This window comes from Amycolatopsis samaneae (genome assembly GCF_039541975.1).
GTDB lineage: Bacteria > Actinomycetota > Actinomycetes > Mycobacteriales > Pseudonocardiaceae > Amycolatopsis > Amycolatopsis samaneae.
Map to the genome: position 1 here is coordinate 31,520 of NZ_BAABHG010000027.1, position 11,688 is coordinate 43,207.

The 11,688-nt window shown below is 70.8% G+C and carries 11 protein-coding genes; 3 read left to right on the forward strand and 8 right to left on the reverse strand.

What is annotated here, in order from left to right:
* Positions 1-24: 24 nt before the first annotated feature.
* The 8 genes from ABD987_RS42550 to ABD987_RS42585 all read right to left on the reverse strand — a co-directional run bounded on the left by ABD987_RS42550 (position 25) and on the right by ABD987_RS42585 (position 9,491).
* Positions 25-1,719 carry a flavin monoamine oxidase family protein gene (locus tag ABD987_RS42550; protein WP_345408337.1) on the reverse strand — a complete coding sequence of 565 codons (1,695 nt, stop codon included), beginning with the start codon at positions 1,717-1,719 and terminating at the stop codon, positions 25-27.
* The gene (locus ABD987_RS42555; protein WP_345408339.1) at positions 1,716-2,543 is read right to left on the reverse strand and encodes a carbon-nitrogen hydrolase family protein; all 828 of its coding nucleotides are present in this window, start codon (positions 2,541-2,543) and stop codon (positions 1,716-1,718) included. Before ABD987_RS42555 ends, ABD987_RS42550 begins: the two co-directional genes overlap by 4 nt.
* Positions 2,540-3,922, reverse strand: coding sequence for an amino acid permease (locus ABD987_RS42560; protein WP_345408399.1), 1,383 nt, complete (start codon positions 3,920-3,922; stop codon positions 2,540-2,542). Before ABD987_RS42560 ends, ABD987_RS42555 begins: the two co-directional genes overlap by 4 nt.
* A gap of 183 nt (positions 3,923-4,105) precedes the next feature.
* Complete coding sequence (locus tag ABD987_RS42565; RefSeq protein ID WP_345408341.1) at positions 4,106-5,422, reverse strand: sensor histidine kinase; 1,317 nt, start codon at positions 5,420-5,422, stop codon at positions 4,106-4,108.
* A 3-nt stretch (positions 5,423-5,425) separates the two neighbouring features.
* A complete protein-coding gene (locus tag ABD987_RS42570; protein WP_345408343.1) occupies positions 5,426-6,145 on the reverse strand; it encodes a response regulator transcription factor in 720 nt (239 codons plus the stop codon).
* Between the two features lie 191 nt (positions 6,146-6,336).
* Entirely contained in the window at positions 6,337-7,146 is an 810-nt protein-coding gene (locus ABD987_RS42575; protein WP_345408345.1) for a sugar phosphate isomerase/epimerase family protein, read from the reverse strand.
* A gap of 41 nt (positions 7,147-7,187) precedes the next feature.
* On the reverse strand, positions 7,188-8,333 hold the full coding sequence (locus tag ABD987_RS42580; protein ID WP_345408347.1) for a dihydrodipicolinate synthase family protein: 1,146 nt from the start codon (positions 8,331-8,333) through the stop codon (positions 7,188-7,190).
* A 117-nt stretch (positions 8,334-8,450) separates the two neighbouring features.
* Positions 8,451-9,491 carry a LacI family DNA-binding transcriptional regulator gene (locus tag ABD987_RS42585; protein WP_345408349.1) on the reverse strand — a complete coding sequence of 347 codons (1,041 nt, stop codon included), beginning with the start codon at positions 9,489-9,491 and terminating at the stop codon, positions 8,451-8,453.
* Positions 9,492-9,847: 356 nt separating this feature from the next.
* Between ABD987_RS42585 and ABD987_RS44695 the strand changes: the two genes are divergently transcribed.
* From ABD987_RS44695 to ABD987_RS42595, 3 genes are all read left to right on the forward strand, one after another.
* Positions 9,848-9,997: an alpha/beta fold hydrolase gene (locus ABD987_RS44695; protein ID WP_378214376.1), complete on the forward strand. Its 150-nt coding sequence runs from the start codon at positions 9,848-9,850 to the stop codon at positions 9,995-9,997.
* Positions 9,998-10,305: 308 nt separating this feature from the next.
* Complete coding sequence (locus ABD987_RS42590; RefSeq protein WP_345408351.1) at positions 10,306-10,710, forward strand: nitroreductase family deazaflavin-dependent oxidoreductase; 405 nt, start codon at positions 10,306-10,308, stop codon at positions 10,708-10,710.
* 117 nt (positions 10,711-10,827) lie between these two features.
* Positions 10,828-11,628, forward strand: coding sequence for a lysophospholipid acyltransferase family protein (locus ABD987_RS42595; protein WP_345408353.1), 801 nt, complete (start codon positions 10,828-10,830; stop codon positions 11,626-11,628).
* Positions 11,629-11,688 lie beyond the last annotated feature (60 nt).

An 11,688-nucleotide genomic window follows, 5' to 3' on the forward strand; every position in this document is an offset into this window, starting at 1 on the left:
GGAACGCCGCCGTCGTCCGCCGGTTCAGTCCGGCAGCGTGATCGGGGCGAGGTCGTCGAACACGTCGCCGGGACCGGGGTTGGCCGGGTCGCTCGTGCCGCCGAAGTGCCGCTGCACGCCCCACACCGCGTTCAGCGCGGTCTGGACGGCGCCCTCGGCCCAGCCCGCGGTCCACGAGACGTCGTCACCGGCGAGGAAGATCCCGCGATACCGCGGTTCGAGCCGCGATTGCGCGAAATGGGTGAAAAGGCGTTCCTGATAGCGGTAGTGGCCGGGGAGATTGGCCTTGAACGCGCCCATGAAATGGGGTTCGGCCTCCCAGGACACCGTCACCGGGTCGCCGATGACGTGCCGCCGCACGTCCACGCCGGGGTAGATCTCCCGCAGCGACTGCAACATCACCTCGACGCGCTCGGTGACCGAAAGCGGCAGCCATTTCAGCGAATCGTCGGCCCAGGTGTAGGAAAGGCAGATCACCGCCGGCGAGTCCGGGTCGGTGCCGAGCAGGTACGTCCCACGCGGCATCCGGTCGGTGAGCGTCATGCTCATGGTGTCGCGCCCGGTCACCGGGTCGGGGTCGAGCCAGAACGGGCGGTCGACCGGGACGAAGACCTTCGAGGACTCCATGTAGTGGGTGCGTTCGATCGCCGTCCAGTGGTCGATCGGGAACAGCGCCTCGTCACACGCGATCTTCGACAGCAGCAGCCAGCTCTGCGCGGTGAACACCGCGGCGGGGAAGGTGCGGATGTGCCCGCTCTCGTCGGTCACGGTGACGTTGCCCGGCGCCGTGCGATGCAGCCGGACGACCCCGGGCCGTGGCTCGCCGTTCTCGTGCAACGAACGGAGACTGGTGCCCTCGGGCCAGTGCGCGAGGCGTTCTGGCGCGTGCTCCCACAGCCGGAGCGGGAGCTGCCTGCTGCCCCCGACGATGCTGCGGTGCTCGTCGTCGGCGCCGGTGTAGACCACGCGCAGGATTTCCAGGATCGAGTTCGGGAAGTCGGTGTCCCAGCCGCCGGTGCCGAACCCGACCTGGCCGAAGACCTCGCGGTCGCGGAAGGAGGAAAACGCGGGGGAATCGCAGAGGAACCCGTAGAAGGTCTGGTTGTCCAGCCGCGGCACAAGCTCGTTCCACAGTTTCTTGATCGTCTTCGCGTCCCGGTCGCGGATCGCGGTCTGCATGGCGGAGAAACCCGCCTGCTCTTCGAGCGTGCGGTCCCAGGCCGCGGCGACCGCGCCGAACATCTCGGGAAGGTCCTCGGCGGTGCGGGCGTAATGGCTGCGGCCCTTGAGATCGACGACGGTGCTCGGGGTGGCCGGGGCCAGCGGGTTCGGGAACGGCACGGTCTCCAGCCCGACCTTGTCGATGTAGTGGAACAGCGTGGTCGAGGCCGGCGGGAAACGCATCGCGCCCATTTCCGCGACGACGTCGTCGGGGCAGCCGCGGAACCGGACCGTCCGCAGCCTGCCACCGATCTCGGCGATCTCGTACACCACCGGGCGCAGGCCGAGCTTCATCAGCTCGTAGGCGGTCACGATGCCCGACAGCCCGCCTCCGATCACGGCGACCTCGGCGCCGTGCCGGTCCGCCGGGATCGAGCCGAGCCCGGCCGGATGGGCGAGGTAGTCGTCGTAGGCGAACGGGAAGTCCGGGCCGAACATGGTGATCGGGCGGCCCGCCGGTTCGTCGTGGTGGATCGCGGTCGGGACGGCGGAGGTCATGCGCGGGGTCCTTCGGGGTCTTCCGGTGCCTTCGGGAGCCGGTCTTCCGTGAGCTGGTCTTTCGGGAGCAGGGAGCGGTAGAGCTCGGGCCTGCGGTCGGCGAGGTGGGTGTTCTCCGCGCGGGACGCGGCCAGCAGCGCGCGGTCGATCGGCGCGCTGATCAGCGTCGGCCGCGTGCCCGCCCGCGCGAGCACCTCGCCGGTCGGGGCGACGATCGCGGACCGGCCGCAGTAGGACAGCTCCTGCTCGGTGTCACAGCGGTTGGCGTAGACGAGGTAGAGCTGGCTTTCGTAGGCCCGCGTGGGCACCAGGGTGTCGGCGACGAGTTCGTACGGGCTCATCAGCGCGGTCGGCACGACCAGCAGATCCGTGCCCGCGAGCGCGTGCGCGCGGACCTGCTCCGGGAACTCGACGTCGTAGCAGATCAGCAGGCCCACGCGCAGGCCGCCGAGGTCCGCCTGCACCACCGCCGACGAGCCCGGCGTGAACCACGCGCGGTCGAGGTCGCCGAACAGGTGTGCCTTGCGGTAGTTCGCGAGCCGCTCCCCGGTCGCGCCGATCAGCTGGACGCTGTTGTAGACGTGCTCGCCGTCGCGTTCGGGATAGCCGTAGACCAGCGCGATCCCGGCGTCGGCGGCCAGCTCGCCCAGCCGGGCGGCGGTCGGACCGTCCGCGGGCTCGGCGAGTTCGTGCGACTCGGCGCCGATGTGATAGCCGGTGGTGATCATTTCGGCCGCGACGAGCAGCCGGACCCCGGACCCGGCCGCGGCCATGGCGGCGGCCGGGAGCGCGTCGAACGGGCCCTGGTGGACGGTGACGATCATCGGGGCCCCGCCAGCCGCGAACGGCGCATGCTGTAGGCGAAGTAGATCACGAGGCCGAGCAGCATCCAGCCGCCGAACACGATCCAGGTCGCCGTGTCGAGGCTGAACATCAGCAGCGCGCAGCAGCCGACGCCGATGACCGGGGTGACCGGCGCGAACGGGACCCGGAACGTGCGGGGCTGTTCCGGCCTGCGCCTGCGCAGCACCAGCACCGCGATGTTGACCAGCGCGAACGCGAACAGGGTGCCGATGCTGGTCGCGTCGGCCAGCTTGCCGAGCGGGACGAAGGCGGCGAGCACGGCGACGAAACCGGACACCACCAGGGTGTTCGTCCTCGGCGTCCCGGTTCTGGCGTCCACCGTGGACAGCGCGGCGGGCACCAGCCCGTCCCTGGACATCGCGAACAGGATCCTGGTCTGTCCATAGAGGACTGTCAGGACGACGCTGGAGATCGCCACGATCGCGCCGACGGCGAGGAGCGCGACCCAGAACTGGTTGTCCAGGATCGTGGTCAGCACGTGGGAGAGCGCGGCCTGCTGGTCGCCGAACCGCTGCCACGGCAACGCGCCGATCGCGGCCACCGCGACGAGGCAGTACAGCACCGTGACGATGGCGAGGGAGAGCAGGATCGCCCTCGGCAGGTCCCGCTGCGGGTTCTTCGCCTCCTCGCCCGCGGTCGACGCGGCGTCGAACCCGATGTAGGAGAAGAACAGTTTCGCCCCGCCCGCGCTCAGCCCGGCCAGGCCCAGCGGCAGGAACGGGGTGAAGTTCTTCGCCTGCACGGCGGTGAACGCGATCGCGCAGAACAGCACCAGCGTGCCGATCTTGACGACCACCATGATCGCGTTGGCCCTGGCGCTTTCCTTGGCGCCGGACAGCAACAGCACCATCGCGAGCAGCACCACGGCGATGGCGGGGACGTTCACGATCCCGCCGCTGCCGGGCGGCTGGCTCAGCGCGTCCGGGATGGTGAAGCCGAAGGCCGCCCGCAGGAGTTCGTTGAGGTACTGCCCCCAGCCGACGGCGACCGACGCCACCGAGACGCCGTATTCGAGGACGAGGCACCAGCCGCACACCCACGCGACGAGCTCGCCGAGGGTGGCGTAGGCGTAGGAGTAGGAGGAGCCGGAGAGCGGGATCATCCCGGCGAGTTCGGCGTAGGACAGCGCCGAGAACAACGCGGTGATCCCGGCGAGGACGAACGAGAGGATCACCGCGGGCCCGGCGACCGGGACCGCCTCGCCGAGGACCACGAAGATCCCGCTGCCCAGCGTCGCGCCGATGCTGAGCATGGTCAGCTGGCCGAGCCCGAGCGACCTTTTCAGCTGTCCGTGGTCGCCGTCGGCGATCAGGTCCCCGACGGGCTTGCGCCGCAGCATCGCGGCACGCAGGCCCGCGCGCGGTGGTGTGCTGGTCGCCGGTTTCACCTGGCTCCTCCTCGCTGAGGTCCGTGCTGAGGTCGCGGTAGATCGCGAGCCACGGTATCGGCCGCGTTGCGACCGAAGAACGGCGAATCATTGTGAACTTGCGTGGATGTGCGGTACTTCATTGCGCCTTCGGGCCTAGTCGTGAGGATCCGTTCCGGTGGCCGCGGGCAGCAGCAGGGTGAACGTCGACGGATCCGGCCTGCTCAGCCGCAACCGGCCGTCCTCGGCCTCGGCAAGGCTACGGGCCAGCCGCAGGCCGATCCCGTGCCCGGTGGCCTGGGTGTGATCCAGCGTGAACGGATCGGTCTCGCCGAGGTACTCGCCCTCGTCGGCGACGTCGATGGCGAGGGTGTCCCCGGCGTCGCGTGTCGTCACGGTCACCGTGCCGCGGCCGTGCGTGACGGCGTTGTCCACCAGCACGCTCAGCACCTGGCGGATGGCCGCGGCCGCCGCTCGTGCGGGCGGGGTGTCCTCGGCGCCGATGACCAGTTCGCGGCCCTGCCCGGCGAGCACAGGACGCCAGGTCTGGCGAAGCTCCTCGAGCAGTGTGTCCAGGTCGAGGACCGCGCGGGGCGCGCGCCGCTGCCGCGCCAGCGCGAGCAGGTCCTCGATGGTGCGTTCGAGCCGGTCCACCGAGCCGAGCCCCGCTTCGATCGCGCTGCGGGGATCCTGGCCGGGGGTCTCCAGCGCCGCCTCCAGCTGCAGGCGGAGCCCGGTCAGCGGGGTGCGGAGCTGGTGGGAGGCGTCGGCGGAGAACGCCCGCTCCCGCTCCAGCGTTTCCCCGATCCGCTCGGCGGTGGTGTCGAGCGCCGCGCCGACCTTGTCGATCTCGGGGATACCGGGGCGGGGCGACCGGACGGTGAAGTCGCCGTCGCCGAGCCGCCCGGCCGCCGCGGCCAGATCCTCCAGCGGCCGGGTCAGCCGCGCGGCGATCCACCGGGCCAGCAGCCAGCTGCCGGTCACCGCGAGCGCCGCGCAGCCGGCCATCGCCAGCCACGCCAGCACGATCCGGCGCTGCAACTCCGACCGGGGCAGTGCGGCGCGGATCACCCCGGTCAGCCGTTCCCCGCTCAGCACCGGCACCGCGAGGACCTCGTCGTCACCGATCGACCCGGTGACCATGTCCTTGGTGGTTCCCGCGACGCCGCGGGTGATCTCGTCGGCCAGCGACGGGCCGTGCCCGGCCAGCCGCCTGCCGTCCGGAGCGTAGATCCCGACCTGGATCCGGGTCTCGGCCTCGTCGTCGCCGGGAACGACCACCGGCGGCGGTACGGGCTGGCCGTTGGCGAGCGGCTTCGAAACGACCACGGCGGCGGCGTCGGCGGCCCGTTCCAGATCGGCGACGGTGTCGTCACCGAAGGTCTGCGCCGCGACGATGGCCAGCGGCAGGCCGAACAGCGTGGTCGCCAGCACCGCCGCGAGGACGGTGAGCGTCACGATCCTTCGGCGCACGCGTTATCCGTCCGCGGCGCCGGAGTCCGCCGGGTCCTCCAGCCGGTAGCCGTGCCCGCGCAGGGTGGCGATCCGGGGGATGAGGGTGGCCGGGACCCCGGTCGCGGTGAGTTTGCGGCGCAGCGCGGCGATGTGCACGTCGAGCGTCTTCGTCGAGCCGTACCAGTGCGCGTCCCAGACCTCGGCCATCAGGGTTTCCCTGCTGACCGCCACGCCCGGCTGACCGGCGAGCCTGGCGAGCAGGTCGAACTCCTTGGCGCGCAGCACGAGTTCCTGACCGGCGAGGCTGACCCGGCGGCTGGCGGTGTCCACGAGCAGCTCGCCGACGGCGATCGGCGTCTTCTGCTGGTGCACCGCCGCGGTGCCGCGGCGCAGATGCGCGCGCAGCCGCGCCAGCAGTTCGCCGAGCCGGATGGGTTTGGTGAGGTAGTCGTCCGCGCCGGCGTCCAGACCGACGACGACGTCCATCTCGTCCTGGCGCGCGGTGAGGATGACCAGTACCGCCGAAGGCAGGCTGGCGCGGAGCCTGCGACAGGTTTCGACGCCGTCGAGATCGGGGAGCCCGAGATCGAGCAGCACGAGGTCGATGTCACCGGCCTCGGCGACCTTGAGCGCGCCGCGGCCGTCCCGCCGCCAATGCACTTGGTAACCGTGTAGTCGCAGGGTTGATTCGAGCACGCTGCCGATGGCCGCGTCGTCTTCCACCACCAGCAGGTTCGGCATGTTCGGCACTGTAACCAACGAAAATTTCTCGCACTATGTGGGAATCGGCTCGGTGCGGGGTGGTTGCGAACAATGTCACACCGCTGATTGCGGATCCCCACCCAACCGGATCCGGCGCGGCCGGGCAAGCCTGCCGGATAGGCCTGTCAGGTGACGCGCTGCTCCGAAGGGGTGGTTCCGGTGCGCGGCGCTCAGGCGACGTGCTCGCGGTAGGCGGCGACCACGTCGGCGAGGACCTCGGAGCCCGGGCGTCGCCACAGTTCGGCGTTGAACACCTCGACCTCGATCGGACCGGTGTAGCCCGCCGCGTCCACGCAGGACCGCAACCGGCGGTGCGGGATCGGGCCGTCGCCGGGCAGCGCGCGGCCCAGCAGGGTGTCGGTCAACGGAACGAGCTGGTCGCACACGTGGAAACCGGCGATCCGGTCCGCCGCCGCGGCGATCGACTCCTCGATCCGCGGATCCCACCAGACGTGGAACTCGTCGACGATCACGCCCACCTGCTCGCGCGGATGCTCGCGCGCGATCAGCAGCGCCTGGTCCACTGTGGACAGCACGGACCGTTCCGCGCACTGCATCGGGTGCAGCGGTTCCAGGCCCAGCCGGACGCCGCGCTCGCCCGCGTAGGGAGCCAGCTCGCCGACCGCGTCGGCGACCCGCTGCCGGGACGCGGCGAGCCCGTCGGCGCCGACCCCGCCGACTACCAGCACGAGCACGTCCGCGCCGAGCAGCGCGGCTTCGTCGATCGCCTCACGGGTCCGCGCCAGCCCGTCCACCTCGGACCCGTCGGGTTCGATGCCGGTGAAAAACCCACCACGGCACAAGGAAGAAACCCGGACGTCGTACTCCCCGAGGAGCCGGGCCGCGCGGTCGGCGCCGACCTCCGCGACCTTGTCCCGCCACAGCCCGATCCACCCGACCCCGGCCCCGGCGCACCCGGCCACCGCCTCCGGCAGGGACCACGCCTTGGTGGTGATCTGGTTGAGGCTCAGCCGGTCCATCCGCGCTCCACCCTTTCGTGCGTTCTTCGGGGCCGGAGTCGTCACCACAGGCCCGCGGCGGCGAGCAACGGGCGCATCCTGGCCACCGCCAGCTCCGGGTCGGCGAGAACACCGGCGGTGTCGGCCAGCCGGAGCACCCTGGCCAGGTGGGTGATCGACCGTGCCGATTCGTGCCCGCCGACCATGCGGAAGTGCCGCTGGTGTCCGTTCAGGTAGGCGAGGAAGACGATGCCGGTCTTGTAGTGGCGGGTCGGGGCCCGGAAGATCTCGCGGGCGAGCGCGACGGTCGGGCCGAGGAGTTCGTGGTACGCCACGGTGTCCCCGGCGTCCAGCCGGGCGAGCGCGGCACCGGCGACCGGGGCGATCGGGTCGAAGACGCCGAGCAGCGCTTCGCTGTGCCCGGCGGCGTCACCGGCGATCAGGTCCGGATAGTGGAAATCGTCGCCGGTGTAGCAGGCGACACCGTCCGGGAGCGATCGCCGGAACCCGGTCTCGATCCCGGCGTCCAGTACCGAAACCTTGACCCCGGCGATCACGTCGCTGTGCTCGGCACACAGCGCGGCGAGCTCATCGGCGGCGTCCCGTACGTCGTCGTGGCCCCAGTAACCGGCCAGCGCGGGGTCGAACCGCTCGCCGAGCCAGTGCAGCAGTACCGGCCCGGGTACCGAGGAGAGCAGTTTGCCGTAGGCCGCCCGGTAGTCCCCGGGCCCGTTCGCCGCCGCGGCGAGCGCCCGGCTGGCCAGCACCACCGGGGTGGCGCCCTCGGCGCCGACCAGGTCGAGCTGCTCGCGCCAGGCGTCCACAATGGACGCCAGATCGGCGGGGCCCGGCGGGAGCTGGTCGGTGCCGACACCCGCCACCCAGGCCCGCCCGCCGGCGGCCGCCCCGGTCCGCCGCACGAGCTCCCGCGTCGTCGCCCAGTCCAGGCCCATCCCGCGCTGGGCGGTGTCCATCGCTTCGGCGACCCCGAGCCCGCACGACCAGAGATGCTCGCGGAAGGCGAGGGTGGCCTCCCAATCCAGCGCGGCTCCGGGTTTTTTGTCCGATTTCAGGGGATCGGCGACGACATGTGCGGCGGCGTACGCGATTCGCGCGGATGGCGGTGTTGAAGGCGGTTTCGGGGGAGTTCGCCCGGAAGGGGACCAGTTCGTCGTCCCGTCGTCGGCCGGGAGTACGAGAGCGGACATTCCGGTGGCCTCCATCGAAGTATGAGGGCTCAACAGTTCGGTGGGATGAGAGGATGATTGAAAGCGCTTTCTCAGTCACGGTAGGGCCGTTGCCGTCCAGCGGCAAGGCCCTCCCGCTCAGCGGCGCGGCCGCCCGGTGCTCTCGCGGAGCATGACCTGACCCGACATACGTACCACTCGGGGCCTACCGCCCGAAGAGCCCTTCAGTGCCAGATCCATCGCGCGTTCACCCAATTGCTCCAGAGGAAGCGCTACCGTGCTGAGCGTCGGCGTGAGGTCGCGGACCACCGGGATGTCGTTGAAACCGGCGATCGAAATGTCGTCCGGAGCCGCCAGGCCGGCTTCGCGCAGCGCGGCGAGCGCGCCCATCGCCATGATGTCGGTGACCGCGAACACGCATGTCGGCAGCTTCCGTTTCGACCGGGCCAGTACCGCGCGCATGGCTTCGTAACCGCCTTCCCTGGAGAACGCGCCTTCGACGACATCCTCCTCGCGCACCGTCACGCCGAGCTCGGCCAGCGCGGTGGAAAACCCGCTCAACCGGTCGATCACCGTGGTCAGCTGCCGCGGCCCGGCGAGCACCGCGAAACGCCGATGTCCCATGCCGAACAAGGATTTCGCGAGTTCGGCGGCGCCGCCCCGGTTGTCCGGTTGCACGGAGTCGATCTTGAGGCCGCGGTGTCTGCTGACCGCCGCGACCTGCCCGCCACCCCGGCGATAGGGCTCGAGTTCGGCTGCCATGGCACGTTCCCACGCGCGGTCCTCGAACGCCGAACCGATCAGCACGATCGCCGAGGCCCGCTGGGCCCGCAGCATCGACACGTAGGCAACCTCCCGATCCGGATCGCGGAACGTGCCGGCCAGCATGACCAGCAGTCCGTTGTCGGTGGCGACACGCATCACGCCGCCCGCGATGGCGGAGAAGTACGGATCGCTGACGTCGTGGCAAATCACGCCGACGGTGCGGTGGGAACCGCCCGCCAGCGCCTGTGCGTGAGCGTTGGGAGCGTATGCCAGCTCGGCCGCCGCCGAAACCACGCGATCGCGCAGGTCTGTGCGCACCGACGCGGTGCCGTTCAGAACCCGGGACGCGGTCGCGAGCGAAACATTCGCGCTGCGTGCCACGTCCTCGAGAGTGACGTGCGGCCGGGACCTCATGGGCTTCCTCCAAGGTTTTGGTTTCTCAGGCAGGGTTTCTCTGGCACGGTGACGCCGGTGATCAGCCGGTACCCGGAAATCGAACCCTGGCGATCACGGGACGCCGCCGGTTGGTGATGGCAACGCAATCTACTGGCTGCGGTACGGGACGCCGCAAGGGAAGCCGGTTGTGTTCCCGTACGGTGGGCCCGGCAGGGAGCGACGCCGCGCCACCAAACGGCTTTTCGGCCCCGCACGATATCGGATCGTGGTGTTTGATCGGCGTGGTTTCGGACGCGACGCTCCGTATTGTGGTGGTCCCGGCGCCGATCTCGCGGTAAACCTCGCGAGGGTGTCTGGTCGCCGATATCGAACGGTTGCGTGGAACACGGGGAATAGAACGGTGGCCGGGGTTCGGGGGTTCCTGGGGAAGCGTACTCGCTCTGACGTATGCCGAAACTTACCCCGAACGAGTGACGGAACTGGTGTGCACGGGCGTGAGGGCGTGCTTCGCGGAAGTCCAATGACTTTTCGGCCACGCCGGTTGTCTGTTTCCGGGGCGTGGGCCCGTTTCCCGGTACCGCCCCGTATTCGTGACCGGGCGGGAACGCGGCCGAGGCCGGTCGCGAACAACCGGGCCTGCCCGGACCTCCGGCCCGGCGTCCGGTGCTCCCCGCTGCGTTCCCGCGTGGCCGGTGGGAGGGTGGGGATCCGAAGATCACCCGACCCATGGCGGGAAGAGCACCGGGACCCCGGGCGTTCCGGTCGGGGAGGGGGTGCGAACGCCGGGCCGGTGGGGTCCGGAGCGATCGATGAACGCGGAAGGAACTGATTCATGCTTTTCGGTGACGAGCACGTACGCCGCTACGAGGAGACGAACGGCGAGGTCGGGCACGACTGGGAGAAGGGCGCGCCGATCCTGGTGCTGACCACCAAGGGCCGCAAGTCCGGCGAGGACCGCAAGTTCGCGCTGATCTACCAGGAGGTCGACGGTGACCACGTGATCGTGGCCTCGAAGGGCGGAGCGCCGAACCACCCGGGCTGGTACCTGAACCTGGTCGCGAACCCCGAGGTGAAGGTCCAGGTCAAGGCGGACCGCTTCACCGCGCGCGCCCGGACCGCCGAGGGTGAGGAACGGGCGAAGCTGTGGGAGCGGCTGGCCGCGGTGTGGCCGGACTACGACGAGTACCGGAAGAAGACCGACCGGGAGATCCCGGTGGTGGTGCTCGAACGCGTCTGATCCGGCGGCAGGCCCGGCGTGCCCGGCCCGTCGTGCCCGGGCCGGCGTGGCCGGTCACTGTGATCTCCGCCGCGATCTGCGCCCGGGCAAGGCACGGCGGGTGACCGTCGGCTACGAATGACGACCATGGCCCTGCCGCACCGGACACGCGATCGCTGGACCCCGCTGGACACCGGCGGTGTGCCGTTCACCCGGCGTCAGATGGTGGCCTTCGGCCGGCGCTTCGCCCGCGCCGACCGGGGGTTCTGGTACAGCCTCGCGATCGAGGTCGTCTGGCGGTTCCTCGTGCTGTCCAGCCGGTTCCGGGTGCGCGGCGCCGGGCACATCCCCGCCTCCGGCGGGGTCCTGGTGGCGTCCAACCATCTGTCGTTCGCCGATCCCACCACGGTGACCGCTTACTGCCTCGCGGCCGGACGGGTGCCGCGGTACCTCGCGAGGGCCGATTTGTGGAATGTCCCGGTGATCGGGTCGGTGATGCGGTCCGGGCGGCACATCCCGGTCTACCGTGGTGCCGCCACGGCGGTCGAGGCGTACCGGGACGCGGTGGCCGCGGTGCGCGCGGGCGAGTGCGTGGTCATCTTCCCCGAGGCGACGTTCTCCGCCAATCCGGACGGGTGGCCGATGAAGGGCAAGACCGGTATCGCCCGGATCGCGCTGGAGACCGGCGTACCGGTGGTCCCGCTGGCCAACTGGGGCACCCACCACCTGCTGCCCGCCACGGCGCGAGTGCCACGCGCCATCCCGCGCAAGACGATCGATCTCCTCGCCGGCCCGCCGGTCGATCTGTCCGATCTCGCCGGGCGGCCGATCACCCGGGAGATTCTCGACGAGGCGACCTCGCGGATCATGACCGCCGTCACCGCGCTACTCGGTGGCCTCCGCGGTGAGACCCCGCCGCCGGGCGTGGTGGGCGGCTGAGGCGCCCGCCTGGGCACCGCGGTGTCGGCCAGAGCTCTTGCTCCCGTCCCGTGCGGAGCG